The organism is Anaerolinea thermophila, from assembly GCF_020723905.1.
Taxonomy (GTDB): Bacteria; Chloroflexota; Anaerolineae; order Anaerolineales; family Anaerolineaceae; genus Anaerolinea; species Anaerolinea thermophila_A.
On the sequence record NZ_DYHZ01000001.1, the window covers coordinates 155,930 to 182,375 of the forward strand.

At 54.0% G+C, this 26,446-nt stretch carries 25 protein-coding genes; 12 read left to right on the top strand and 13 right to left on the bottom strand.

Going from position 1 to position 26,446, the window contains the following annotated elements; genetic code table 11:
- Nucleotide 1 precedes the first annotated feature (1 nt).
- Both LHF31_RS00665 and LHF31_RS00670 read right to left on the bottom strand, forming a co-directional pair.
- Complete coding sequence (locus LHF31_RS00665) at nucleotides 2-529, bottom strand: polyhydroxyalkanoate synthesis regulator DNA-binding domain-containing protein (RefSeq protein ID WP_298006401.1); 528 nt, start codon at nucleotides 527-529, stop codon at nucleotides 2-4.
- Nucleotides 530-865: a phasin family protein gene (locus LHF31_RS00670; RefSeq protein ID WP_298006398.1), complete on the bottom strand. Its 336-nt coding sequence runs from the start codon at nucleotides 863-865 to the stop codon at nucleotides 530-532.
- 116 nt (nucleotides 866-981) lie between these two features.
- Here LHF31_RS00670 and LHF31_RS00675 point away from each other — a divergent pair, with 116 nt between their 5' ends.
- Together LHF31_RS00675 and LHF31_RS00680 are read left to right on the top strand one after the other, a co-directional pair.
- A complete protein-coding gene (locus tag LHF31_RS00675; protein WP_298006396.1) occupies nucleotides 982-5,256 on the top strand; it encodes a GAF domain-containing protein in 4,275 nt (1,424 codons plus the stop codon).
- Nucleotides 5,257-5,379: 123 nt separating this feature from the next.
- The gene (locus LHF31_RS00680) at nucleotides 5,380-5,811 is read left to right on the top strand and encodes a YccF domain-containing protein (RefSeq protein WP_298006393.1); all 432 of its coding nucleotides are present in this window, start codon (nucleotides 5,380-5,382) and stop codon (nucleotides 5,809-5,811) included.
- A 77-nt stretch (nucleotides 5,812-5,888) separates the two neighbouring features.
- Here LHF31_RS00680 and arsB read toward each other — a convergent pair whose 3' ends face one another.
- The 3 genes from arsB to LHF31_RS00695 all read right to left on the bottom strand — a co-directional run bounded on the left by arsB (nucleotide 5,889) and on the right by LHF31_RS00695 (nucleotide 8,040).
- Nucleotides 5,889-6,971 carry an ACR3 family arsenite efflux transporter gene (gene arsB, locus LHF31_RS00685; RefSeq protein ID WP_298006390.1) on the bottom strand — a complete coding sequence of 361 codons (1,083 nt, stop codon included), beginning with the start codon at nucleotides 6,969-6,971 and terminating at the stop codon, nucleotides 5,889-5,891.
- A 42-nt stretch (nucleotides 6,972-7,013) separates the two neighbouring features.
- Nucleotides 7,014-7,391 (bottom strand): metalloregulator ArsR/SmtB family transcription factor, encoded by a 378-nt coding sequence (locus LHF31_RS00690; protein WP_298006386.1) that lies wholly within the window; start codon nucleotides 7,389-7,391, stop codon nucleotides 7,014-7,016.
- Nucleotides 7,392-7,542: 151 nt separating this feature from the next.
- Nucleotides 7,543-8,040 (bottom strand): rubrerythrin family protein, encoded by a 498-nt coding sequence (locus LHF31_RS00695; protein WP_298006383.1) that lies wholly within the window; start codon nucleotides 8,038-8,040, stop codon nucleotides 7,543-7,545.
- 156 nt (nucleotides 8,041-8,196) lie between these two features.
- Between LHF31_RS00695 and LHF31_RS00700 the strand changes: the two genes are divergently transcribed.
- On the top strand, nucleotides 8,197-9,126 hold the full coding sequence (locus LHF31_RS00700) for an NAD-dependent epimerase/dehydratase family protein (RefSeq protein WP_298006380.1): 930 nt from the start codon (nucleotides 8,197-8,199) through the stop codon (nucleotides 9,124-9,126).
- Nucleotides 9,127-9,135: 9 nt separating this feature from the next.
- Here the strand turns inward: LHF31_RS00700 and guaB are convergent, their stop codons facing one another.
- On the bottom strand, nucleotides 9,136-10,575 hold the full coding sequence (gene guaB / locus LHF31_RS00705; RefSeq protein ID WP_298006377.1) for an IMP dehydrogenase: 1,440 nt from the start codon (nucleotides 10,573-10,575) through the stop codon (nucleotides 9,136-9,138).
- 47 nt (nucleotides 10,576-10,622) lie between these two features.
- Between guaB and LHF31_RS00710 the strand changes: the two genes are divergently transcribed.
- The 9 genes from LHF31_RS00710 to LHF31_RS00750 are packed head-to-tail and all read left to right on the top strand — an operon-like array spanning nucleotide 10,623 to nucleotide 18,987.
- The gene (locus tag LHF31_RS00710; RefSeq protein ID WP_298006374.1) at nucleotides 10,623-11,216 is read left to right on the top strand and encodes a DNA-3-methyladenine glycosylase; all 594 of its coding nucleotides are present in this window, start codon (nucleotides 10,623-10,625) and stop codon (nucleotides 11,214-11,216) included.
- A 7-nt stretch (nucleotides 11,217-11,223) separates the two neighbouring features.
- Nucleotides 11,224-12,186, top strand: a complete 963-nt coding sequence (locus tag LHF31_RS00715) for a NeuD/PglB/VioB family sugar acetyltransferase (protein ID WP_303773157.1) — start codon at nucleotides 11,224-11,226, stop codon at nucleotides 12,184-12,186.
- A complete protein-coding gene (locus LHF31_RS00720; RefSeq protein ID WP_298005113.1) occupies nucleotides 12,149-12,574 on the top strand; it encodes a polymer-forming cytoskeletal protein in 426 nt (141 codons plus the stop codon). Before LHF31_RS00715 ends, LHF31_RS00720 begins: the two co-directional genes overlap by 38 nt.
- 5 nt (nucleotides 12,575-12,579) lie before the next feature.
- The gene (locus tag LHF31_RS00725; RefSeq protein ID WP_298005116.1) at nucleotides 12,580-13,335 is read left to right on the top strand and encodes a CPBP family intramembrane glutamic endopeptidase; all 756 of its coding nucleotides are present in this window, start codon (nucleotides 12,580-12,582) and stop codon (nucleotides 13,333-13,335) included.
- Nucleotides 13,332-14,984 carry a YbaK/EbsC family protein gene (locus tag LHF31_RS00730; RefSeq protein WP_298005119.1) on the top strand — a complete coding sequence of 551 codons (1,653 nt, stop codon included), beginning with the start codon at nucleotides 13,332-13,334 and terminating at the stop codon, nucleotides 14,982-14,984. Before LHF31_RS00725 ends, LHF31_RS00730 begins: the two co-directional genes overlap by 4 nt.
- A 1-nt stretch (nucleotide 14,985) precedes the next feature.
- Complete coding sequence (locus LHF31_RS00735) at nucleotides 14,986-15,963, top strand: hypothetical protein (protein WP_303773160.1); 978 nt, start codon at nucleotides 14,986-14,988, stop codon at nucleotides 15,961-15,963.
- Between the two features lie 50 nt (nucleotides 15,964-16,013).
- On the top strand, nucleotides 16,014-17,195 hold the full coding sequence (locus tag LHF31_RS00740) for a DegT/DnrJ/EryC1/StrS aminotransferase family protein (protein ID WP_303773161.1): 1,182 nt from the start codon (nucleotides 16,014-16,016) through the stop codon (nucleotides 17,193-17,195).
- A 3-nt stretch (nucleotides 17,196-17,198) separates the two neighbouring features.
- Complete coding sequence (locus tag LHF31_RS00745; protein WP_298007901.1) at nucleotides 17,199-18,107, top strand: PH domain-containing protein; 909 nt, start codon at nucleotides 17,199-17,201, stop codon at nucleotides 18,105-18,107.
- 7 nt (nucleotides 18,108-18,114) lie between these two features.
- Complete coding sequence (locus LHF31_RS00750; protein WP_298007903.1) at nucleotides 18,115-18,987, top strand: DUF92 domain-containing protein; 873 nt, start codon at nucleotides 18,115-18,117, stop codon at nucleotides 18,985-18,987.
- A 77-nt stretch (nucleotides 18,988-19,064) separates the two neighbouring features.
- Here the strand turns inward: LHF31_RS00750 and LHF31_RS00755 are convergent, their stop codons facing one another.
- The 7 genes from LHF31_RS00755 to nuoH are packed head-to-tail and all read right to left on the bottom strand — an operon-like array spanning nucleotide 19,065 to nucleotide 26,443.
- Entirely contained in the window at nucleotides 19,065-20,513 is a 1,449-nt protein-coding gene (locus LHF31_RS00755; protein WP_303773165.1) for an NADH-quinone oxidoreductase subunit N, read from the bottom strand.
- Between the two features lie 10 nt (nucleotides 20,514-20,523).
- Nucleotides 20,524-22,023 carry a NuoM family protein gene (locus LHF31_RS00760; RefSeq protein ID WP_298007275.1) on the bottom strand — a complete coding sequence of 500 codons (1,500 nt, stop codon included), beginning with the start codon at nucleotides 22,021-22,023 and terminating at the stop codon, nucleotides 20,524-20,526.
- A gap of 9 nt (nucleotides 22,024-22,032) precedes the next feature.
- Nucleotides 22,033-24,030: an NADH-quinone oxidoreductase subunit L gene (gene nuoL, locus LHF31_RS00765; protein ID WP_298007273.1), complete on the bottom strand. Its 1,998-nt coding sequence runs from the start codon at nucleotides 24,028-24,030 to the stop codon at nucleotides 22,033-22,035.
- Nucleotides 24,031-24,049: 19 nt separating this feature from the next.
- Complete coding sequence (gene nuoK / locus LHF31_RS00770; protein WP_298007271.1) at nucleotides 24,050-24,352, bottom strand: NADH-quinone oxidoreductase subunit NuoK; 303 nt, start codon at nucleotides 24,350-24,352, stop codon at nucleotides 24,050-24,052.
- A 1-nt stretch (nucleotide 24,353) separates the two neighbouring features.
- Nucleotides 24,354-24,893 carry an NADH-quinone oxidoreductase subunit J gene (locus LHF31_RS00775; RefSeq protein WP_298007269.1) on the bottom strand — a complete coding sequence of 180 codons (540 nt, stop codon included), beginning with the start codon at nucleotides 24,891-24,893 and terminating at the stop codon, nucleotides 24,354-24,356.
- Nucleotides 24,894-24,923: 30 nt separating this feature from the next.
- Nucleotides 24,924-25,415 (bottom strand): NADH-quinone oxidoreductase subunit NuoI, encoded by a 492-nt coding sequence (gene nuoI / locus LHF31_RS00780; RefSeq protein ID WP_298007267.1) that lies wholly within the window; start codon nucleotides 25,413-25,415, stop codon nucleotides 24,924-24,926.
- A 14-nt stretch (nucleotides 25,416-25,429) separates the two neighbouring features.
- Complete coding sequence (gene nuoH, locus LHF31_RS00785) at nucleotides 25,430-26,443, bottom strand: NADH-quinone oxidoreductase subunit NuoH (protein ID WP_298007265.1); 1,014 nt, start codon at nucleotides 26,441-26,443, stop codon at nucleotides 25,430-25,432.
- Between the last annotated feature and the right edge of the window lie 3 nt (nucleotides 26,444-26,446).

A 26,446-nucleotide genomic window follows, 5' to 3' on the forward strand; every position in this document is an offset into this window, starting at 1 on the left:
TTTACAACTTCTGTGAGGAATGTTGCAAACGCTGAAGTTCCTCTTCCAGTTGGCGCAATTGTTCCCGTAACTGATCCAGCCTTTCGCCAGGGGAATAAGACGAAGGTTCTGAAGGTTGCTCTGCCCGAAACGGTTCAGCAAACCATCGGGTTAAAAATTTTTCCGCTTCGGCGGCAGACATTTCTCCCTGCTCCACCCATTGACGAATGCGACGTCGCACTGCAAGGTTGAGAAACCCTTCGGGATCAAATGCCGCCAGCAAACGCTCGCGTAACGAATCCAGGGTTTCTTCCCCGGAACGTAACAGACGCAGTAAGACCACCTGGGGAAATAATTCCCCTACCCGCTTCTGTTCCTCCAGCAGGATTTGCATGAATACCAGCGAAGTGATATCCCGCCCGCTATCGTGATCAATCACCTGAACGTCTTCGCCCGATCGCACCATGTGGGCGATCTGTTCGAGGGTAACATAGCAGCGGTTGGCACTGTCGTAGAGTTTGCGATTGCTGTAACGTTTAATAATGGACATTTACGAACCGCCCTGCGCTTTTTTCAGTTCTTCGATTTGACGGCTCAATTCAGCAATACGCGCAGTCAGGGCTTCAATATCGGCTTTGGTCACTCCCTCGCCTGCGGCCTGTTTTTCCATTTGCTGTTTGCGTTCCCTCTCCAGGCGCTCTCGCCGATCCATCACCTCTTTGACCAGTTTCCGGGCATCGGATTCTGCCATTTCTCCGCGCTCTACCAGGCGATCTACAAAGTGGGTGAGTTCATCCTGCGCCAGTGAAGCCGCGCCTACCGCTGCCAGCAGAATGGTGCGGGTAACATCATACAGAGTGCCGCGAGATTTCTTTTCCTCAGACATGATTCACCTCCATTTCGGAATAACGCAATGCGTCATATTCATTATAACGCAATGCGTCATTTCGTCAAGTATGATACAATCAATGCTATCAAGAGGATTCTCCTCATTTTTATAGAATGAAAATCCGAACACTGTATCTCATTCTGGGTGCAATCTTTCTGGGGGTCATTGTCGCGCTGGCAGACTCCTCCTTTCGCAGTTACTCCGAAATCCAACGTTACCGCGAAGTCATCGTCACGGGGGAAATTGCAACCAGCCGGGCGCTCCTTGAGGCTATACGCGAAGAGGTCATACACGAAGACTGGAATACAGCGGGTGCCCTACTGACAGACCTGCTCAGCGTAACCCGTTCCCAACAAATTGCTATCATTGAGTCAGATGGCAGTATTCCTGTGCGGGTGTACACACAACTGGATTTAGAACCCCCCTCTCCCGATTTTATTGAAAGATCTCTCAAAAATCCGGAGTGGGTGGTCTGGGATTTCCAGCAAGATACCGCCTGGATTGGAGTCTCTTTCATTCCTACGCTTTCTTCTCAACCGGTGGTGCTGGCACGCCAGGTCAACCGTTCGCAATCGCTTGAAATGCTGCGGGCTACACACCGCCGCAATATCCTCCTTTCCCTGCTTACCTCGATATTTATCGGGATTGTGATTTATGCCATCGTTCGCATCATCGGCACCAGACCCCTCGAACGGCTGGAAGCCCTTGCCACAGCCGTTCAACAGGGGGATTTGAAGATTCGTGTGCCGCCGCTTCCTTTGTATGAACTGGACCGGCTGGGGAATGTTTTCAACCAGATGCTCGACCGGATCCAATCCCAGCACGAGCAGTTAACCCAAATCAACCAGAATCTGGAACTTGCCGTGCAAGCCAGTGTGGCATCTCTGCAAGAGGTCAACGAGCAGTTGAGCCATCGGGCTGAACAACTGGAATCTCTGAACACGTTAACCGGTATTGCCACTTCTTCGTTGAACTTACAGGAACTGAGCGAAAAAGCCATTCAGTGGATTGTGGAACTGTTCAACGCCCAGATGGGTTGGATTGAAATTTTCGAAACCAGCAGGCTCTATCACGTTCCAGAAGAACTGAAACAGTACCTGATTGCACATGAAAGCGCACTGGAAAGTTTGCGCTATCAAAGCGGTTTAATTTCTGACTGGGGGCAGATCAACCCCGAAAACCCCCTTTATGAGTTGAGAGACACTCTCGCAAAATACGGGATCATTTCCACAATGAGCGCTCTCATCCCCTCTCAGGATGAAATCATCGGCAGGGTGATCATCAGCCACACACAGGCAGATTTCTGGCGGGAGCAGGATTTAGCCATCTTACAGATTGCCGCTGCTCATCTGGGGCAGGTTGCCCAGCGAATTCGTTACGATGAACAAATCCTGGAAAGCAACCGTCTGCTTTCTCTGCTGGTGGAATACACCCGCACCATCAACCGGCAATTGCACACCCCACAGATCTATAGAACCATTCTCAACGAAGCCATTAACCTGACTCACGCCAGCGCAGGGGCTATGCTGAAGTTTCGCAACGGAGAAGCCGTATGCCTGTCTCACTGGGGGATTTCTCATTCTGCCACCCAAAATCAATTACCTGCCCTGCTGGGGAATAAGTTTTCTCTGGAAAAAATCCCCCCCAACGGTTATGCTGAGATTTTCCTCCATCCTGAAAAAGGTTCTCCGCTTGCCGAATTTCGCCATGCTATGGTATGGAATGTTCACCTTGACCCGGAAAATCCCATTTTGCTCATCAGTTTGTATTCAGAAAGCCCTCCACGGATCTCTGCTGCGGTTCGGGATGTAATGCAGGCATTCGCCCGGCATACGGGAACCATTCTGGAAAACGTGCATCTGTTTGAAGCCGAACGGGAACAGCGTGCCATTGCAACTGCCCTTCGGGATGTCTCGGAAGCCCTGACCTCTACACTGGATCTGGATCAGGTCTTCGACCGCATTCTGTTACATCTGGAAAAAATTCTGGATCACGATGCTGCGAACATTATGATGCTCGAAGGGGATACGCTGGTGATGGTGCGCAATCGGGGCATTTCCACCGGATATTTATCCCCCCGTCCTAACTGGCGCAGTCCGCTTACGGCTTTCCGCACCCTGCAAGAGGTAGCCCAGAGTGCCAAAGCCCTCGCCATCCCCGACACACAGCACGATACCCGCTGGGTTTCTTTACCCACTTCGGGTTGGATTCGATCGTTTGCCAGCGCTCCGATTTTGCTCCATGATCAGGTCGTGGGTTTTATCAATGTAGGTAGCAAACGCAAAGGACAGTTCGATCAAAAAACTGCGGCGCTCCTCCAATCGTTTGCCACCCAGGCCTCAATTGCCATTGAAAACGCCCAGTTATATACCCGTGCCCAGCAAACCTTGATGGAAAACAGCACCCTTTTCCGCGCGCTGGAATCCCTCTTCAGCGGTGGCGAGTCACTGGATGAGATTCTGGAGAAGATCGTCGCAACCGTGGTTAACGAGTTTTCTCAATCTCATTGCAGTATTCTACTTGTAAATGAAGATCAATCCCACCTCATGCTCGCCAGAGAAGCAGGCATGATTACCCTGGGATACCATCATCTTCCCCTGAACGGGAAGGGACTTACGGTGGCGTGTTTTCGTTCCGGCAGAATGGTTTATGCTCCTGATGTAAAAGCCGAACCAGATTATTATGAAGCCATCCCCGCGATTCAGTCAGAACTGGTACTGCCGCTTGTTGCCCGGGGCGAGGTGATTGGCGTCCTCAATCTGGAAAGCCCTCACCTGGATGCCTTTGACGAGCGTTCTCGACGTTTACTCAGCATGTTTGCCGACCGCGCGGCACTGGTGATTTCCAATGCCCTGTTCCACGAGAAAACCCGCCGGTATGCCCATCAAATGGCTTTACTCAACGAGATTATTCAAATCTCCTTAAGCCATTCCCGCTTTGAGGATATGCTGAGCGCTATTGTCGAGCGAGTAGCGGCGCTGGTCTCTGCGGATGGCTGTTATATCACCCGATTTGACGAAGAATCTCTTTCTGTGATTCCTGTTGTGGCGTTTGGTCCTGGTTCTGAAGCCTATACCACCATTCATCCAGAGCCTGGAGAACCTAACCTCACCCTGGCATTGATGCGGGAAGGGAAGCCTATTGCCATCGAAGATACGCTGAAAACCTCTTACATTTCCCGGCAGGTGGCAGAAACCTTCCCCGTTCGATCCCTGCTGGGAATTCCCTTAATCATCGAAAATCAAAAATTCGGTGCCATTCTATTCGGAAACAAAGAAGTGTATCGCTGGAGCGCCTCCCAGATTGCCCTGGCAGAGCAAGCGGCATCTCAAATTACCCTGATTCTAGCCCGCCTCCAGTCGCAAAGGCTCGCTGAACAACAGGCGCAGGAATCCGAAAAATTGCGCCGTGTCACAGCCGCTCTGACGACAACCCTGGATAAAACCGAACTCAGCCGGATGATCCTGGAACACCTTGAAAGTCTGTTTGAATGTGACAGCAGTATCCTTTTCCTCATTGAAAGCGAGGGAATGAAGCCCATCGCCTGTCGTAACATTCCTGAGGGAGAAGAGATGTTGAGTCGGGTTTATCCCCTCAGTGATGCCCTCTTTCAGGAAATTCTGCAAACCGCCCAGCCTGTCCTTTTACGAGATGCCCAGTCAGATCCCCGTTTTGAAAACTGGGGCGGCACGGATCAAATCCGTTCATGGATGGGAGTGCCCCTGTTTGCGGGGGATCGAATTTTAGGGACAATCGCCATCGGCAGGTTCAAGATTCGTCCTTTTACTCACCGCGAGCAACTTCTGGCACAGGTTTATGCCAACCAGGCAGGCATGGCGCTGCAAAATGCCATGTTGCATGCCTATCAGCAAGTGCTTGCCATCACCGACCCGCTCACCAACCTGTACAACCGCCGCGGGTTCTACGAACTGGCACGCCATGAAATGGAACGCAGTCGCCGGTTTGGCAGTCCACTGGTAGTGGTGATGGCAGATATTGATCACTTCAAACAGGTCAACGACCAATACGGGCATTCGGTAGGGGATCAGGTGTTACAGGAACTGGCACATCGCCTGAGGGAAACACTCCGGGAAGCCGATTTAATTTGCAGGTATGGGGGGGAAGAGTTTTGTCTGCTGCTTCCTGAGAGTGATCTGCAAAGTGGATACAGCGCGGCTGAACGGGTTCGCCTTGCGATTGCCGAAACACCCTTTCCAATAGAAGAACATCTCATCCCCATCACTATCAGTCTGGGAGTGTCTCGGCTGGAATCTCCCCAGCAGACACTGGAAGAGTTGATTGAACAAGCCGATCAGGCGCTTTTACACGCAAAAGCCTTTGGACGCAACCGCGTGGAAATCTGGCAACAGGATTTGCTTCCTTCCTGAAGGCTTTTGAAGCGCAGGAATCCCCCTTTTTTGCCATCCATCTTCACTGGGATCTGACATTCAGGTTGCAACTTTTTCCCTTGCCTCTCGTATTCATTATGAGACATGGAAAAGGAGGAAAACATGACCAACGAACCTGTGGTTGTGGAAACACGTCGTAACCCTGGCTGTTTGATTCAATTGCTCTGGTTTGCATTTATCGGTTGGTGGCTGGGACAGGCATGGATGGTGATTGCCTGGCTGTTCATGATCAGCATTGTAGGGATCCCCATCGGGATTGTGATGCTGAACATGCTTCCAAAGGTAATTGCCTTACGGGAACCTGCGCGAGAGGTTGCCGTGTATCGCCGTGCTGACGGTACGCTCGTCAAAAGCGAACTGGAACCCCGTCAACTGCCCTTGCTGCTGCGGGCGCTGTATTTCATTCTGATCGGCTGGTGGTTCTCTGCCGTGTGGATGGAAGTGGCTTACCTGCTGTGCGCCACCATTATTGGACTTCCTCTGGGGTTCTGGATGTTTGACCGCATTCCTGCGGTGTTAACTTTAAAGCAATAACCGACTCACCAGAACCACGAAAAACAGGGCAAGCCTTTCATTGAAGGCTCGCCCTGTTTTGATTTCAGCATAAAACCTTATTCCGCCGGGGTGGCTTCTGCCGCCGCTTCGGCTCGAGCGGCAAAGAGGCGCTTCTGCAACCAGAAGGCAACATTGACCAGCCCAATCATCACCGGCACTTCCACCAGCGGTCCAATGACGGCAGTGAAGGCTTCTCCGGAATTGATGCCGAAAACCGCCACCGCCACCGCAATGGCTAACTCAAAGTTGTTGCTTGCTGCAGTGAAGGACAGAGTGGTGGTTTTGCTGTAATCGGCGCCGACCAGTTTGCCCATGCCAAAACTCACCAGGAACATGAGAACAAAGTACAGCAACAACGGCACCGCGATTCTCAGGACATCGCCGGGGATGGTCACAATCAGGTTTCCTTTGAGGCTGAACATCACCACGATGGTGAAGAGAAGCGCCGCCAGCGTAATCGGGCTGATGCGGGGGATAAAGCGGCGATAATACCATTCATCCCCTTTCATCCGCCGCAAGACCATATTGGTGATAAAACCGGCAATAAAGGGAATGCCCAGATAGATGAAAACACTGCGGGCAATTTCGCCAATGGTGACATCCACCACACTTCCCTGCAATCCAAACCAGGTGGGCAGGATGGTAATGAACACATACGCATACACGCTGTAAAACAGCACCTGAAAGATGCTGTTAAACGCAACCAGCCCTGCGGCGTACTCCGTATCACCCTTTGCCAGTTCGTTCCACACAATTACCATGGCGATGCACCGCGCCAGCCCGATCATGATCAGTCCAACCATGTAATGCGGGTAATCCCGCAGGAAAATCACCGCCAGCAGAAACATCAGGATGGGACCAATCACCCAGTTCTGAATGAGCGAGAGAGTGAGGACTTTACGATTACGGAAAACATCTCCCAATTCGTTATAGTGGACTTTGGCAAGAGGCGGGTACATCATCAAAATCAATCCAATGGCAATGGGGATGTTGGTCGTCCCGACTGAGAAACGATTGACAAACTCTTCTACGCCGGGCAAGAAATAGCCGATTCCTACACCTGCTGCCATTGCCAGGAAAATCCACAATGTCAGATAGCGATCCAGCACAGACAATCTTTGAGTGATCGGTTTCTCCATGTTCAACAACTCCTTTGATTTGAATTTTGAATTATGAAAAGATCAGCACATATTTTTTTCATTTTGGGGGTTACACAGGGAGCACAGGCATCCCTCCGCTGGCACACGGGTAAAGACGTCCATTTGTTCCGGAGATATGCCCTGCATCCTCGCCACATCAAAAATGAGGGACAACACTTGAGGATCTTTGAGCCTATAGTAAACAAACCTGCCCTGACGGCGGGCAACAACCATTTGACTTTGCTTCAGCCGCTGAAGGTGCTGAGAAATTGCCGCCTGACGCAGGTGCAGCACGGCTTTAAGGTGACATACACAAACTTCCCGTTCTCCAATTGCCAGTAATATCCCCAGACGGGTTGGCACGGAAAGCACCTCAAAAAATTCGGCAATTTGATCTGAAACCAGAAGGGATATATTCATGGTCAGGAATATATTACAGGAAAAGCACATTGCCTGCAAGCGTCAAAAGGCATATCGAAGTTAAGAAGTTGTTAACAGGTGAATGAGAGTGAGGGCTTCGCGCTCATCAGACGGAAGCCCTCACCACGGAGAAGGAACCCGGTAATGGCAATCAGGACACTTTGATAAACTTGCTCCCGGGCGCTCCGCAAACCGGGCATTTCTCCGGTGCGTTGCGCGGATGCGTGTGACCACAAACCGGACACACATAATAATCATATTCTTCCATGTCAGGACTCAACGACTCCAACGCCTGACGATACAAATTCTCGTGAGTCTTTTCGACCTCCATGGCATACTCAAAAGAAGTCCTGGCGCGTTTATTTCCCTCACGCTCTGCCTGCTCCACAAAAGGCGGGTACATATTCACCCACTCATAGTTCTCACCCTGCATGGCAGACTTCAGATTTTCGGCGGTACTCCCAATGACTCCCATTGCCCGTAAATGATTGAGGGCATGAATCCATTCGGCTTCGGCCGCAGCACGGAACAAACGAGCCACCTGAGGATAGCCCTCTTCTTCGGCTTTCCGGGCAAACGCCAGATACTTGTTACGAGCCTGCGACTCTCCAGCAAAAGCCTCGGCAAGATTTTTCAACGTTTCATCCATTGTACACCTCCCGTATTCTGTATTTGCCTTCATTATGAAACACCTTTTCTTTTCTAACCGGTAACAGGTGTCATGCTTTCAAAAGAACAAAATCATCAAGCGTGCTATAATCGAAACACCCACTTTTGGGAAACGATTTCACGAAGAGCAAACGCAATGAGATTTCTCATCACTGGCGCGGCTGGATTTCTTGGCTCAGCACTGGCAAACCGTCTGGTGCGCGAAGGGCACAGCGTGCGTGGACTGGATGATCTGTCTACCGGCTCGCCTGATGCCCTTCTTCCCGAAGTTCACCTGACCCGGGGCGATATCAACGACCGTCCCAAACTTTGGACGCTCTTGCAGGATGTAGATTGTGTGTACCACCTTGCGGCGCGGGTATCCGTGCCGGAATCGGTTCTTTACCCGAGAGAGTACAATCACGTCAATGTAGGCGGCACCGTAACCCTGATGGAAGCCATGAGAGACGTGGGCGTCCGCAGAGTGGTGTTGATTTCCTCCGGAGCAGTGTATGGCGAGCAGGAACATCAACCTCTTTCAGAGGATGCCCGTCCACAACCACGCTCTCCATACGCCGTGTCCAAACTCTCCGCTGAGTATTATGTAAACACCATTGGCAGGCTGTGGGGCATTGAGACGGTGGTCTTACGCGTGTTCAACGCTTATGGTCCGGGTCAGCATTTACCACCGGTTCATGCGCCGGTCATTCCACACTTCCTGAGACAGGCATGGAACAACGGCACCATTGTGGTTCACGGAGACGGCAATCAGACCCGCGACTACGTCTTTGTGGATGATGTGGTCAACGCCATGGTTGCAGCGGCAAATGCCTCCCGGGTCAATCAGAGAATTATTAATGTGGGGAGCGGCACCGAGACCAGCGTGCGGGAACTGGTTCAACTGATTCTGGAAGTCACCGGCAGTCATCCGCAGGTCATTTACAACCCCCGGAATGACGGAGGCGTTCAGCGCATGTGCGCCGATATCTCTCTGGCGCGGGAGTTGCTGGGATACGTTCCCACCATTGGACTCCGGCAGGGGCTCCAGTTAACCCTTGAACGTGATTCCCGTATCCGCCAGCGTTAATGCCCGGGTTTAGATCTTATTCACATCATGAGCGCCCGATTCGCGGTATCCTGCCTGAGTGATGGGAACAAACTCAGCGTTTTGCCAGAGTTCTTCAATGGTGTGGGCACCGGCGTAACTCAGCCCGGAACGTAATCCGCCCACAAACTGATGCAGGATATCCACCACCGTGCCTCGAGCCGGTACAATGGCTTCCACACCTTCGGGGACAACTTCGCCCCAATCCTCTTCACTGACCTCGCCTTTATCAATGGCTTTACGCTGAATGTTGGCAGTAAGCGAAGCCATACCCCGGACCACCTTATAACGGCGACCTTCACGCACCACCGCAGCGCCAGGACTTTCATCCGTGCCAGCCAGCGCACTTCCCAGCATGACCGTACTGGCGCCTGCCGCCAATGCCTTGACCAGATCGCCTGAATTCCGCACCCCACCATCGGCGATAATGGGCACACCCAGACGGTGTCCTTCGCGGGCACATTCCAGAATAGCGGTGAGTTGAGGAATGCCAAACCCCGTCACCACACGGGTGATGCAAATCGATCCTGCCCCCACGCCCACTTTGACAGCATCGGCTCCGGCTTCTGCCAGATCCCGCACCCCTTCGGGAGTTGCCACATTTCCGGCAATGACAGGAACGGAGAGGCTTTTCTTCAACGTTTTCAACATATCAATCACCAGGTCGGAATGACCGTGGGCAATGTCAATTACCACAACATCTGCCCCGGCTTCTACGCAGGCTTGAGCGCGTTCAACATCTTCAGCACGCGCGCCAACCGCCACGCCCACCATCAAGCGCCCGCGGGCGTCTTTGGTGGCATTGGGATGTTCCTGAATCTTGACAATATCCTGCGCGGTAATCAATCCAATAACCCGATCCTCTTCATCCACCAGAGGCAATTTCTCAATGCGGTGTTCGTGCAGTTTTGCTCGCGCCGATTCCAGGGATTCGTCTTTCCCCGCCACAATCAAACGCTCCCGGGGGGTCATCACCTGACGAACCGGAGCCCCGGCATCCGCCGCCAGCAAGACATCACGGGTGGTCACCATGCCCAGCAATTTTCCTTCGGGAGAAACCACCACCAGACCACCTACTTCGCGTTCTGCCATCAATTCTCGCGCCTGCTGAACCGTGGCATCAGGGTGGATGGTGATGGGATGATCCACGATCATGCTTTCAGCGCGTTTTACTCGCTCTACCATCTCCACCTGCTGGGGAATGGTCATAAAGCGGTGTAAAATGCCAATGCCTCCCTGCCGTGCCATGGTGATTGCCATGCGGCTTTCGGTAACGGTATCCATATTGGCTGAGACAATGGGAATTTTCAGGCGGATTTGCCGGGTGAGATACGAGGAAGTATCCACCTGTTTTCGACTGCGCACGTCCGAGCGGCGCGGCACCAGCAGTACATCATCAAACGTTAAAGCAAAATCTGAGCGAATCTTCATGGGCACACCTCTCCAGAGGAACGCGAAACTTGTTGTACAATACCCACATGTCTGATCAAGCGCTCCCTGTAGAATTTTACGACAGAAATACACTGGATGTAGCCCATTCTTTGCTGGGAATGCGGTTAATTCGTAAATTTGATTCCATCCGACTGGTTGGAGTCATCACTGAGACCGAAGCCTACCGTGGCGAGGAAGACCTTGCCTGCCATGCCCGCGCAGGGCTCACCCCGCGAACTCAGGTGATGTACGGCAGAGCCGGACATGCCTACGTTTATTTCACCTATGGCATGCACTGGCTGTTAAATGTGGTCACCGAAAAAGAAGGATTCCCTGCAGCAGTGCTTATCCGGGCAGTGCGCATTGTGGAAGGTGAAGCGTGGGTTCGGGAAAGACGCAAAGGCGTTCCCCCCAGAAACTGGACGGATGGACCTGCCAAACTGTGCCGCGCTTTTGATATTGATGGCAGCCTCAACGGCGCAGATTTAACAGTAACCGATAATGGCTTGTGGATTGCACAGGGACAAACGATTCCCGAGGAATTTGTCGAACGTACCCCGCGAATTGGCATTAACAGCGTGCCGGAGCCCTGGCGTTCCATCCCCTGGCGATTTCGCGTGCGCGATGAATTCATGGTATAAAAAGAACATGCAATCGGTTCCCGTTTGCGCGCCTGCATTGCCCACTCCCCGACAGTTTGTTGTGAAAGCCCTGCATGTCCGCGAGGGTGCATGGCTTTCCGCCGGTCAGCCGGTGGCTACGCTGATTTCCGGCACAGAAGAGCATACCGTTATGGCACCCCAAGCAGGTTGTATTGCAGGGCTGCATCATCAACCCGAAGATATTCTTCTGTCTGGCGCCGTCATTGGATGGATTCAACAGAACAATTTTATCCGTGCAGACGATTTTGACCCCGACGCCGTGCTGGTATATGGCGGCGGCGGGCACGGGCAGGTTCTGCTGGATCTCATCCGTCAGGCTGGTCGTTTTCATCTGGTGGGTGTGGTGGATGACCGCCTCCCCCGCGGAGATTATCTGCTGGGCGTGCCGGTACTGGGCGGCGGCGAATGCCTGATAGAATGGCGTCAGAAGGGTGTTGCGCTGGCAGTGAACGGCGTAGGAGGCATTGGCAACCCCATGGCGCGAGAAGGGGTATTCACCCAACTGGAACAGGCGGGCTTTTTCTTTCCCACTCTGGTACACCCGCGCGCGCTGGTTGAAGCCGCCGCCACCCTGCATCCGGGTGTGCAGGTGCTGGCAATGGCATACGTGGGACCCTGCGTGGAGGTCGGTTTTGGCTCTCTGCTCAACGTGGGGGCAATTGCATCCCACCACTGTCGTCTGGGACGGGTCACCAATCTATCGCCGGGAGCCACCCTGGCCGGTGGGGTTTCACTGGGAGACTACACGCAAATTGGAATGAACGCCACCGTCAACGTCAACCTGAACATTGGAAAGCACTGTTTAATTGGCAACGGCGCTACCGTGAAAGCCGATGTGCCGGATGGAACCCGGGTCCGCGCCGGTCACATCTGGCCGCCTCTTCATACAACTTCTCAAACCGGAGGTACACATGTTTCGCAAGAATCCCCCACAAACTCCCCCGCCTAGCCCCAATGTTCCCATTGAACGGGTTACCTCGGTTCTGGGACCGGGAATCCTGTGGAAGGGAAACCTGCGCGGCACCGGCGGTATTCGCATTGAAGGGACATTCGAAGGCGACATCACCCTGCGCGGTCTGGTGGTGGTGGGTGAGACCGGCAAAGTGGTGTGTCAAACCCTGCAAGCCAATACGGTGATTGTGGCGGGCACCGTGACCGGCAACATCACCGCTGAAAAACTGGAAATCCGAGGAACCGGGCGTGTGTGGGGCGATGTCATCATCAGCGCACTGGCTACCGAAGAAGGCGGATTTCTGCGGGGTCAGGTGCGAATGGAAGAAAAAATCGAGTTTCCCCTTGAACCTGCCGCTACTGAATCTTCATCGGAGTCTGCCTGAGTCCCATGGAACCTTTCCCTGCCTGGATTGTTATGATTACCGAGTGGCTGGGCGTTATCGCCGTAGCCTGGCTGCTTTCCGCTACCCCACGATTTCGGAAACGCACAGTGGGATTTCGGTATGCCCGCCGTGATGGCATTGTCGCCCTGACTGTGGGCATCGTCCTGGCGCTGATTGGATGGACCTTTGCTTCATCAAGCCCTGGCAGAAGTCTCTGGGAACTCATCCGCCTGCCCGAAGCCGCCCGAACGCTCAATCCCCTGTTCATCCTTTCCCTGATCAGTCTGCTGATCGCACTGGCAGCCCTTTTTCTGCGGGGACAACCGCTTAAGGGCGCTGGCTGGGATCCCATTAACCTGCGCCTGGGGTTGCAAACCGGGCTGGCACTTGCTCTGCTGACTCTCTTCCTGCGCAATCGCGTCATGGATGTGCTGAACGGGCTTTCCCGGGAGGAAATCATCTATCTCCTGGTGGTACTGGGAATTGCCTTAGCCGAAGAAACCGTCTTTCGCGGGTATGTGCAAATGCGGCTGTGCTGGTGGCTGGGAGAAAAGCAGGGGATTCTGGCAACAGCCGCCTTCAACACCCTGTGGCGGCTTCCCCTGCTTCTGGCAGTCGGGGCATACACATCCTTCTGGATTTCTCTGGGAATGATGCTGGGGCAGGCCATTCTTTCCGGATGGCTGATGCAAAAAACCGGCAGTGTGCTGACCACGGTTCTGTATCGTGCAACTTCTCTGTGGATGAACTTTTACCCATGAGTCCTGTCACTTTCTATTCTCAATTATTTACCCAGACGCGGCGGCAGGCGCCCGCCGACCTTGAACGTCCGGGACAACAGTTTCTGGTGCGGGCTGGATATATCCATCCTGTGGCAGGCGGAACGCCTCTTTTACCGCCGCTGGGCGCGCGTGCAATGAACCGCATGCGGGAGAGGTTGCGTGCCGGACTGGAGGCACTGGGAGGAATGGAAATTCTCCTGCCGCCCGCAAGCGACACACAGAACGGAAATGCAGTCTTCCAGTATGATGCCCTGCTGGACTTCCTTTCCGTTCACCTGCGCTCACACCGCCAGTTACCCGCCTTGTGGTATGCAATCAATCAACGCCCTCAAGAAACACCTCAACGCGGAGGGGGATTGCTTTCTTCCCGCTTCCATACCGTGCTGGAAGTCTTCCATTTGAACGGCGAGGAAACCGCGCTGGAACGCGGTTCCGCAGACCTTACCGGTGTTCTGGTGGGTTTTCTGCGAAGACTATCTCTGCCCCTGACCGGGGGAGAAGACCTTCCTTTCGCTGGATTACAGGCCGGACAGGCGTGGATGATTCCAATGGATATTGGCGAAGAAACCATGCTGACCTGTGAGGAATGCGGATACACAGCCGCCCCCAGCACGGCGCGATTTGCCCGTCCTGAGCCTGTTACGGCTTCACCGCTGCCGCTGGAAAAAGTAGCAACCCCGGAATGTAAAACCATTGCAGATCTGGCAAAGTTTCTGGGCATTCCCGAATCTCAGACTGCCAAGGCGGTATTCTTCACTGCCCGGCGCCAGGGGAAAGAAGAACTGATTTTTGCCGTCGTGCGCGGCGACCGCGAGGTCAATGAAGCCGCCATTCGAAGGGTGACCGGCGCTGAAGCACTTTTTCCTGCCCCGGAAGAAGCCATTCGCGCTGCTGGAGCAGAGCCCGGATACGCTTCTCCCATCGGGCTGAAAAGTGTACAGGTGATTGTGGACGTGGAAATTTCCCAAACCCCCAACCTGGTAGCCGGTGCCAACGAGGCGGGATACCACCTCCTCAATACCGTTTACGGGCGCGATTACACTGCCTCCCAGGTTGCCGAAATCGCACTGGCACAGGCTGGATACGCCTGTCCTGAATGCGGTGAACCGCTGAACGAAACTCATGGGCTGATCGTGGGGCGCAGCATGCGCTTTTCTGCTGATTTCATCCGCGAACGGGGATTGAATTATTTCGATACCAGCGGGCAAGCCCGTCCTTTATGGCTGGAAGTGCACACTTTGAATCTGACGCGTGCCTTTGCCTGCCTTGCCGAATTGCAGCAGGATTCCTACGGGTTGATTCTGCCATCACCGGCATCCCCCTTCGATGTTCATGTGGTTGTCCTGCCAGGAAAAGAAAACCATGTGCAAGCGGCTCTGCCCGCCCTGCTGGAACGTCTGGAAGCCATGAATCTGGATGTACTGGTGGATGACCGCGCTGAAAGCCCGGGAGTAAAATTCAACGATGCGGATTTAATCGGCATTCCTGTGCGCCTAACGTTGAGCGAACGCTCGCTTCAGCAGGGTGGCATTGAAGTACGCAGGCGTTCTGCCGGTGAACGCGAGACGATCCCCCTGGAAGATCTTACCCGGTGGATTCGAAATACCATGTCAGCGGGAGAATCATAAGATGAAACGCTACCTGCAGATACTCATCGCCGGACTGAGCATTCTGGCTGTAAGCCTGGCCTGTGCACTGGACACCCCCACCCCATCTCCAACGGGTTCCTCACAGGAAGGCCAGTCCGTCCAGCGCGGTCTGGAGTCTTTTACCAGTTACCGCCGTCAGGCAACTCTTCAATTCAAGGGACAGGACGAAACGGGTGCACCCTTCGAAGCCCAGATGGATTTTCTTGAGCAGGTTAACCGCGACGAAGATGCCACATATCGCATGAGCCGTATTGTTCTTCCCAACCTTCCTCCCGGTTCATTCGAGATGTACCGAATCGGGAAACAGCGATATTTGGTCAGTTCGGAAATCAGCGAGACATTTCCCTGCGTGGCGCTTCCCGAAACAGCAGAGCAGGAAAGTTCAGTTTTGACTTTTGATCGTTTATTTGAAACGATCAGTCTGGGGGAAAAACTGGGAAACCGCACCACATTCAACGGCGTTGAAGCCGACCATTTTAAGGTGGAGGGCCTGAAAATCAATCTGGGAAGCCCGCAGCAGTGGAGCGCCGAGGTATGGACTGATGCCAAACATGGTGCAGTACTGTACTTTAAAGGCACCGCCGATGGAGAATTTGCCATCGAGGGTCACGCTGCCAAAGGCACGCTGACCTGGGAATACTTCCTGCTCGACCTGCAAAACACCCATGTTACCCTTCCCCGGGAATGTGAAAACCTGACCCTGAAAGACTTACCTCTCCCCTTGAAGATCCTGTCGGCAGGCTGGCAGGGCTCTCAATTAACCTTAGAAATTACCCAGTCAGCAGAGGAAGCGGTCAACCAACTCCGCAATGCCCTGAGCCAGAATGGATGGGAACTGACTGCCGACGCTGGAACGGGAGAAATCTTTACCCTCAGTGCCAGCAAAGAAGGGAAAACCATTCAAATCACCATTCGAGCATCCGAAAAAGGCAGCCGGGTGGAAATCACCCTGCCCTGAAAGGTTGTTCATCGTTTCGATTTCTTGAGAGAGGCGTTAAAATTCAACCCATGAGTTCAAAACAACCCCTTGTCCCAATGTCTTCCCCCGACCTGAGCGATGTGGAGAGGGAAGCCGTCCTTGCCGTTCTGCACACGCCCTACCTGAGCATGGGCGAGCGCATCCGACAGTTTGAAGAAGCCATTCGCGCGTTCACCGGGGCGCGCTACGCCATCGGGGTCAATTCAGGCACGGCGGGACTGCACCTGTGCATTCGCGCCGCAGGCATCCAGCCCGGGGATCTGGTTGTTACCACGCCTTTTTCTTTCGTCGCATCCACCAACGTCATTCTGTACGAAAACGCCATCCCCATCTTTGTGGATGTTGACCCGCAAACGGGCAACATGGATGTGGAACAAACCGCGCAAGCCTTACACGACCTGAGCAAGGGTGGTAAAACTGCACAACACTGGCTTCCCCGTCACCTTCCCGTATCTCCGCAACGATTAAAAGCCATCCTGGCAGTGGATGTTTTCGGGCAACCTGCCGATATGGATCCGCTCCGACAGCTTGCCGATCACTATGATTTGCACCTGATCGAAGACGCCTGCGAAGCACTGGGAGCGGAGTATAAAGGACGAAAAGCCGGTATGCTGGGCGATTGCGGGGTATTTGCCTTTTATCCCAACAAGCAAATCACCACTGGCGAAGGCGGTATGATCGTCACCGACGACGAGGAAGCCGCCATGCTGATGATGGCTTTGCGCAATCAGGGTCGCGCTCCCGGCGATACCTGGCTTCAGCATACCTATCTGGGATATAACTACCGCATGGATGAAATGAGCGCAGCCCTGGGCGCGGCGCAGATGACACGGATCGAGGAATTGCTCACCAGGCGCGAACAGGTTGCCCGCTGGTACATGGAGCGCCTTGCCGAAATTCCCGCGGTAGAATTACCTTACGTTGCTCCCCAAACCACCCGCTCTTCCTGGTTTGTGTTTGTGATTCGCCTTGCTCCCGGTATTCAGCGCGAGGAAATAGCCCGGAAACTTGAGGAAAGGGGCATTCCGGTGCGTCCTTACTTCCTGCCAATTCATCTGCAACCGTATCTGGTAGAACGGTTTGGTTACCGACAGGGAGATTACCCCATCACCGAAGATCTGGGAGCGCGTGGACTTGCCCTGCCCTTCTCCGGTGTAATGACCGAAGAACAGGTCGAAATGGTTTGCCGCACCCTCCAATCTGTATTGTAGGGAATGGAACTTCCTGCGCTGTTCAACCCTCCCCGCCGTCGTGGCTTGGTTTTCTTAAGCCTTACTGCACTGGTATTGACCGGTGCGGGGTGGTTAAGCATTGCATTGAGCACCACTCAGCAGGAACAAACCCGGTTTACGGGATTGCTGTTGTTCGGGGTGGTCTTGCTCATCCCCGTGCCGTTAATTCTGTATGGCGCGTACAGTTTACTGCGCGGACAGTACATCCTGGAAAGGGAGGGACTGCGTCTGCGCTGGGGATTGCGCGCCGAGGACATTCCCATGTCCCGCATTGAGTGGGTGCGTCCCATCAAGGAACTGGGGTTTCGCGTTCCTCTGCCGTTCCTGCGTTTTCCCGGGGCGATTCTGGGGAATGTACGCACGCATGAACTGGGTGAGATTGAATTTCTGGCATCGGATGCCGATTCCATTCTGCTCATCGCCACACCAGAGAAAATCTATGCCATTTCACCGGAAAATGTCTCCGCTTTCATGCGCGCCTACCGATATGTTGCCGAACTGGGCAGTTTACAGCCCATCTCCTCACAATCCATCCGTCCGATGGTCTTTCTGGCGCAAATTTGGGACGATCCGCTGGCTCGGCGCCTGATTCTTGCTGGCGGGGCGGCGTTCCTGCTCCTGCTGGCAAGTACAGGCATTGCCATTCTCACCCGCACAAGCATTCCACTGGGATATTCCCCGCAGGGAACCCCGCTGGCACCTGTTCCCTCCATTCAACTGCTTCTTTTACCCGTTCTGGGCTTGATGTTTCTGGGTACGGACTGGATTACAGGCGTGTATTTTTACCGTCAGCAACATACCATCCCTGCGGCTTATCTGTTGTGGGGAACCGGGGCAGTAACGGCTTTCCTGTTTCTCCTGGCTCTGTGGTTTTTTTTATTGAGGGGATAACATTTTTATGCTTGTCAAACTCATTACAGGCATCATCCTTGCAGGTTTAATTTCAGGTGCGGCATATCGAGTGCGCTCGCTCAACCAATCCGGCTTCTGGGCGGCGCTAATCCTTGGAACAATCATCTTCGGTATGGGTGGGCTTGCATGGGCAATTGCCCTGCTGGCTTTTTTTGTTTCGTCCTCGCTCCTTTCCCGGGCAGGAAGACAGCGGAAGAAAACACTGGAAGAAAAATATTCCAAAGGGCATCAGCGTGACGCATGGCAGGTTCTCGCCAACGGTGGGCTGGCAGGTGGGATGGCGCTTCTCCATGCCTTTATGCCCCACTCTCCCCTTCCCTGGGTAGGCTTCATTGCCGCGCTTGCCGCCGCCAATGCAGATACCTGGGCAACAGAACTGGGCTCCCTCAGTCCTTCTGCCCCTCGCCTCATTACCAGTCTGCGCCCGGTGGAACGCGGTACTTCAGGGGGCATCAGCCCGCTGGGAATGCTGGCGGCGCTGGCGGGATCAGCCCTGCTGGCTGTAGTTGGGGTGATCTTCTGGAACGGCTTTATCCTGCCCATTCCTGCAGGGGTACCTTTTACGCTGGTGGATTTGCTGGGTGGTGTGCCTGTTCTGCCTCCCCCCGGCGGCAGGGAGATATGGCTGGTGATCTTCACGCTGAGCGGATGGATTGGCTCTCTGGTGGATTCGCTTCTGGGGGCAACCGTGCAAGCCATCTACTGGTGCCCTGCCTGCGAGAAAGAAACCGAACAGCATCCCTACCATACCTGTGGCGCCCACACCCACAGTTTGCGAGGCTGGACATGGATGAATAACGACATGGTTAATCTGATCTGTACAGTTTCTGCGGCGATATATGCCGTCCTCTTCCTTTGAAAAGGTTATTCGCCGGTGATAAATAAAACGGGCGCTCTCCCAGAAAGCGCCCGTTTTTTCCTCCCATTGAGGTGAAACTAGGGGAAACGTAAAAACGCCGTGGAAGCCAGATCCAGCAATTGCCAGGGGATGAACGCCAGTAACAGAGTTGCCCCTGCCGATACCACTGCCAGCAAATTCACCCACACCTCCCGGCGCGCTTCCGTTTCGCCCGGCTGCATGAACATGACCACCACCACACGCAGGTAGTAATAAGCAGAGAAGAGCGAGGTCAGCAAACCAATCAGCGCCAGCCAGACCAGCCCCCCTTCCAGTGCGGTGCGGAAGAGATAAAACTTCCCCCAGAAACCCAGCGTGGGTGGTACGCCAATATAAGACACCATGGCAATCATCATGGCTACTGCAAGCCATGGGTGTCGCCGCGCCAGCCCGGCGTAATCGGCAATTTGCAAGCCCTTTCCATCCTCTTTTTCCACTGCCGCCACAACTGCCCAGGCAGCAAAACTGGCAAAGAGGTATCCAATCATGTAGAACAGCCCGGCGGCAATGGAATCAGAAGCCACCTCACCCTGTCCGTAAGGAACAAATGCCATGAGTAAGTAACCGGCGCTGGCAATGCTGGAATACGCCAGCAGACGTTTGATATCGGTCTGAACCAGTGCAAGCACATTTCCCACAATCATGGTCAGCGCCGCCAGAACACCCAATACAGGCGAAATTTGCGCTGCAACCGAGGGAAAGGCAATGACAAACACCCGTAGAAGCGCTGCCAGCGCGGCAATCTTCACACTTACCGACATCCAGCCGGTCACCGGCGTAGGCGCTCCCTGATACACATCCGGCGCCCAGGAATGGAACGGCACCACCGCCAGTTTGAATGCCAGTCCCACCAGCAGCAATGCCACCCCCAGCATCAGGAAGACCGTCTGTACAGCCCCGCCCTGAATGGCTGAGACTATGCCCGCCAGGTTAGTGTGCATCGTGGCACCGTACAGGAAAGCCACCCCGTAGAGGAGGAATGCCGAAGAGAAAGCGCCAAGCAGGAAGTATTTGAGCGCGGCTTCTTCCGAGGATATTTTGCCGCGCACCAGTCCAGACATGACATACAGCGGGATTGAGAACAGTTCCAACGCCAGGAAGAGAACGATCAGGTCATACGCCTGGACCATGATCATCATGCCCGCCGTAGAGATAAGCATCAAGGCGCAACACTCACTGCGCTCGATATTCATACGGCGCATGTAGTCATACGAAAGCATGATGGCAAACAGAGAGGAAATTAACAACAGGGTATTGGTGAACGAAGCAAACCCATCCAATACCACCATACCGTTAAAGCCCGTTTGAGAATACCCCGTCAGGGCAAAATTAACCCCCAATCCTGCGGCAGCGCCTATGCCTGATAGAAGAGGGGTGATCCCTTTGCGATTGGTGGGGAGGAACAAATCCACCACCAGCATGATCACGCCCCAAGCCAGCAAAACAATTGCCGGAAGGAGGGTAAGGAAATCGCTCAAAGTCATCATCGTCGCCTCCTTAGCGGATTGCCATCGCCGCAGTCTGAACAGTTGCGAGCAGTTGCGAGACGGTTGGGTTCATCAGGTTGAAGAAGAATGATGGATACAGCCCGATCCACAAAATTACCACCAGGATGGGCAACAGTGTCAGCACTTCGCGGAGATTCATGTCTTTGAGGGAGAGATTCTCAGCGTGTTTGATCGGTCCAAGGAAAACACGCTCAAACATCACCAGCAGATAAACCGCGGCAAGAATGACGCCCAGCGCCCCCAGACCCGCAAACCACGGCGAGCCCAGCGTGCTGGAAGAGAAAGACCCCAGCAGAATGGTGAATTCACCCACAAACCCGTTGAGCGCGGGCAATCCCGCCGAAGAAAGGCTGACAAACAACATCACCGCGCCGAGAACCGGCACTACTTTCCAGATGCCCCCGTAGGCAGACATCTGGCGGGTATGCCGCCGTTCGTACAACATCCCTACCAGCAAGAAGAGCGCGCCGGTGCTCAACCCGTGATTGACCATCTGTAAAATGCTTCCCGCCAATCCCTGCGCTGTCAGGGCAAAAATCCCCAGCATGACAAAGCCCAGATGGCTGACCGAGGAATAAGCAACCAGTTTCTTGACATCCGTCTGAGCAAAGGAAACCACTGCGCCGTAGAGAATGCCCACAACTGCCAGCGCCGCCATGTAAGGCGCCAGTTGGAGCGTGGCTTCCGGAAAGAGGGGGAGGTTAAAGCGCAGGAAACCATAGGACCCCATCTTGAGGAGCACCCCCGCCAGGATGACCGAGCCAGCCGTAGGGGCTTCCACGTGAGCATCGGGCAACCAGGTATGGAGGGGCCACATGGGCACTTTGATGGCAAACGCCAGGGCAAATGCCAGCCACAGCCAGACCTGGGCGCCGGCAAAGGCTTCACGGGCATGAGTCAGTTCACTCAGCGAGAATGTCCCTGACGTCAAGCCCAGATAGAGAATGGCAAGGAGCATTAACACCGAGCCAAACATGGTAAAAAGGAAAAACTTAACCGCGGCATAAATCCGGCGTTCGCCGCCCCAGATGCCAATGAGGAAATACATGGGGATGAGGGTAAATTCCCAGAAGATATAGAACAGCACCAAATCCTGTGCCGTGAAGACGCCCAGCATGCCCGTTTCAAGAAGCAGGAAGAACATCATAAACCCTTTGACCCGCTCCTGAACGGCACTCCACGTCGAAAGCAGTGCCAGCGGCGTAAGGAATGTGGTCAGCAGGACCATGAGCATGCTCAGCCCATCTGCACCCATGGCAAAAGTAATTTGCGAACCAGACAGGCGGAACCAGGGCTGATCAAAGACCAGTTGCAAGCCCCCCTCGCCCATGCGGAACTGTGCCAGTGCCCAAAGCGACAGTCCAAAGGTTACCAGCGAAGTCAACAGCGCCACCCAGCGCAGGGCAGATTTTTGTTCCTCTTTGAGGAAAAGGAGAACCAGAAATCCCACCAGGGGGGAGAAGGTCAGCAAAATCAACGTGTAGTCCATGGGCTCTCCTTAACGCATCCAGATGAGATAAGACAGTATTGCCGCCACACCCAGAACGATGAGCAGGGCATAAGAACGCAGAATACCATTCTGAACCACCCGTAAACCCTCACCGGCACGTACAGAAAGCCACGCCAGCCCGCCAGAAACGGCATCAATCACACCCTGATCCACCGGTGAGGCGAGGAAGTGTGCCAGCGCTTCGTAAGGACGCACAATGATAGCATGGTACAGTTCATCCACTTTCCATTTGTTCGCCATACCGCGCCACAGCACACCCAGACGGGTTAACGGATCGGGTTGTCTGTAATCTGTAAGCGGTTGAATCACAGCATAAATGGCGTAGGCTAACCCCAATCCTCCTAAAGCCACCAGCACGGAAATGAGCGCGGTGAGCGGGGCAAACTCAGAAGGTTGAATGCCTTCCAGAGTGTGCTCCAGCCAGTGCTCCAGCCCCCAACTGCCGGGGAAGTTCAGCAACCCGCCCAGCGCAGAGAGGATTGCCAGCCCCACCAGCGGCAGGGTGATAATGGCGCTGTTTTCCCGCGCCGCGCCTGCCGCGCGCGTGCGCACCGTACCGCCAAAGACCATCACCAGTTGACGCCCCATGTAGAAAGCCGTCAGGAAAGCGGTAATCAGCAAAATCCAGAAAATTGCCAGATGATCCTTCTCTGCGGCGTGCAAAATTTCATCTTTGGAGAAGAAGCCCGACAGAGGAGCAATTCCCGAGAGAGCCAGCGCACCGATCAGGTACACCCAGAAGGTTAAGGGCATGCGATCCTTCAAGCCGCCCATGTTACGCATGTCCTGCGGGTCAAAGTCATCATGCCCGTGCTCATCGGTATGGGCATGTGCGCGGGCATGCCCTGCCTCTATCCCCAGAATGACAGAACCGGCGGCAAGGAACAGCAGGGCTTTGAAGAAGGCGTGCGTGGTAAGGTGGAACATTGCTGCCACACCGGCGCCCATACCTGCCGCCGCCACCATGAACCCTAACTGAGAAATGGTGGAGTACGCCAGAACCCGCTTGATGTCAAACTGGGCAATGGCAATGGTTGCGGCAAAGAACGCCGTCAGCGCGCCAACCCACATCACCACCGTTTGGGCTTCTGGAACCAGACTGTACAGCGGTGTGGAACGTACCACCAGATAAACGCCCGCTGTCACCATCGTGGCGGCATGGATGAGGGCTGAGACTGGCGTCGGACCAGCCATGGCATCGGGCAACCAGACATAGAGGGGAATTTGCGCTGATTTACCCGTCACGCCAAGAAGCATGAAAAGAGTCATTGCCAGAAGCACGCCCGGAGTCGCCGCCGCCAGCACAGGAGCCTGTTCGAACACTCCGGCAAACTCCAGCGTACCAAAATGCTGGAACATCAGGAAGAGTGCGATGAGCAAGCCAAAATCGCCCACACGGTTGACAATGAAGGCTTTCTTCGCCGCCTGCGCGTTGGCAATGCCATCTTTGCCTTTCTCAAACCAGAAGCCTATCAAGAGGTAAGAACATAAGCCAACGCCTTCCCACCCGACAAAGAGCATCAGGTAGTTATCGGCGCTGACCAGAATCATCATCATGGCGATGAAGAGGTTAAAGTACACAAAGAAACGACGATAGCGTCCCGGGTCTCCATTGTGACGCACGTCTTCATGCATGTACCCTGTGGCGTAAATGTGGATAAGCAACCCCACCCCTGAAACCACCAGCATCATGGTCACCGAAAGGGTATCCACGCGGAACGCCCAGTTGACCACAAAATCACCCACCTGAATCCACTGCAGGAACGGCACGCTGGCTCCCTCTGGATGGGCTTGCAGGGCAAAGAAGAGAGACAAGGCAACCCCGAAGGACGCCAGCGTAGCCAGACTGGCTACTGCACCGGAGAACTTCTCACCAAAGCGTTTTCCAAACAGCAGATTCAAAATCAAGCCGATGAGAGGAAAGAAAACCACCCACGGGACGGCTTGAAAGGCAGGCAAAATTTCATTCGCAGTTGAAAGCGGCATGATTCCTCCCAAAATTGCCTTATCCCTTGAGGGTATTCATCTGGTCAATGTCCACACTGCGTTTAGAGCGGAAAATTTCCACCATCAACGCCAAGCCAATGGCAACTTCTGCCGCTGCCACCGTCATTACAAAGAACACTACCACCTGAGCCGAAAGGGCGTTGTACATGCGAGCAAAGGTGATGAAAGCCAGATTGGAGGCGTTAAACATCATTTCAAGCGACATGAAAACCACCAGCGCGTTTCGTCGTAAAAGGACGCCCAGCGCCCCCAACACAAAAAGCACGACAGAGAGGATGAGATAATAAGATGCGGGTACCATGTCACTCCTTTGCCTCCGGTTTTCGATAGAGTTCCCGTCTGTGTGAAATTTCTTCTGAACGGGAAAGCACCACAGCGCCCACCACGGCTACCAGCAAGATGAACGCCACAATTTGAACCGGCAATACATATTGCGAGAACAAGACGCGCCCCACTTCAACCGGTGCGCCAAAGCCTTTTTCCGGCGCCGCCAGCATTCCCAGATCACCCGCCTGTTGGGTGATCGCCAAACCCAAATTTACTGCCAGCACCAGTCCCAGCGCCATGGCAATAAACCGCTGCCAGCGCAACGGTTCTCCCCCGGGCAGACGTTCTGCTCCCAGAAGCATCACCACAAAAAGGAAAAGCACGATCACCGAACCGGCATACACGGTGATTTGAGACAGCGCAATAAACGGAGCCCCCAGAATCAGGTACAAAATGGCGACGGTAGCAAAATTCAGCACCAAAAACAGCGCGGAGTAGATCGCGTTGCGGGTAATCAGCATGCTGATGGCACAACCAACCGCTACAAACGCCAGAACAAAGAAAACGATGATCATTCCATTCCCCTCCTGAAGGAGATACCCCGCCTAATCTTGCGGGTCTTGCATGGCAGGAACTGCGCGCACATAAACCCCCGGCGGCGTTTGCTGAGGGGTGGGTTTTCCACCCTCCGGCACCGGCTCAAGCAACATCTCTTTGGTGTAAATAGACTGATGCCGGTCGGTAAAAGACAACTCATAATTATCGCCCAGCACAATGGCTTCGGTTGGACAGGCATCTTCGCAGAAACCGCAGAAGATACAGCGAAGCATGTTGATTTCATAAACCCGCGCATACCGTTCACCGGGAGAATAGCGCTCTTCGTCGGTGTTCTCCGCTGCCTCAACGAAAATTGCATCTGCAGGGCATGCCGCGGCGCATAACGAGCACCCGATACATTTCTCCAGACCGTTTTCGTAGCGTTTAAGCACATGGCGTCCTTTAAAGCGGGTGCGTACCGGGCGTTTTTCTTCCGGATATTGAATGGTCACTGGCTTTCCAGCCCATTCTTTCAACGTGGTCAGCAAACCTTTGAACATCCACCACCTCCTGATTACTTAACCAGTAAAACCATCGCCGCTGTGACCAGCACTGAAAGCAGAGAAAGCGGGAAAAGCACCTTCCAGCCAAATGCCATCAGACGGTCGTAACGGATCCGCGGCAGAGTTGCTCGAACCCAGATGAACCCAAATAACAACACCAGCGTCTTTGCCAGCAGAACAAAGGGACCCAGGTAAGGTCCAATGACCGGGATCTGATCCACAAAGGGGAAGTGGTAGCCCCCCAGGAACAGAGTGGCGAAGATCATCGAAACAGCAATCATCTTGATGTATTCTGCCATGAAGAACAGGGCAAACTTCATACCGGAATATTCCGAGTGATACCCGGCAGTGAGTTCCTGCTCTGCCTCAGGCATGTCAAACGGCGCCCGGTTGACCTCGGCGTACATGGTAATTGCGAGAATGATTGCCGCTCCCGGCTGGAGAAAGATGAACCAGATTTTCTTCTGCGCTTCAACGATATCCACCAGACTCAGGGAACCAGCCAGCAAAACCGGTACAACGAAACAAAAACCCATCGCGATTTCGTAGGAAATCATCTGTGCAGTGGAACGCAAACCGCCCAGCGTGGCATATTTGTTGTTTGAAGCCCAACCCGCCAGCGTGATGCCATAAACTGAAATCGAAGTAACCGCCATGATATACAGCAAGCCAACATTCACATCCGCCAGATAAAGGGGGACTTTCCTGCCAAATAAATCCACCACCCCACCCCACGGTACCACAGCGGTGACAATCAGCGAGGGAATCACCGTGATAACCGGAGCAAGCACAAACATCACCTTATCGGCATGTGCCGGGATGAGTTCCTCTTTGAAGATGAGTTTCAAGCCATCGGCTACGGGTTGGAGCAAGCCCCATGGTCCGGCGCGGTTCGGCCCAATGCGCGCCTGAAACTTGGCAATCATGCGCCGTTCGAACAGGGTAGTATAGGCAAACCCTGCGGTCATGAACAGCAAAATAAAAACCGATTTCAACACCCACTCAAGGATCATTGCGCCATCCATGTC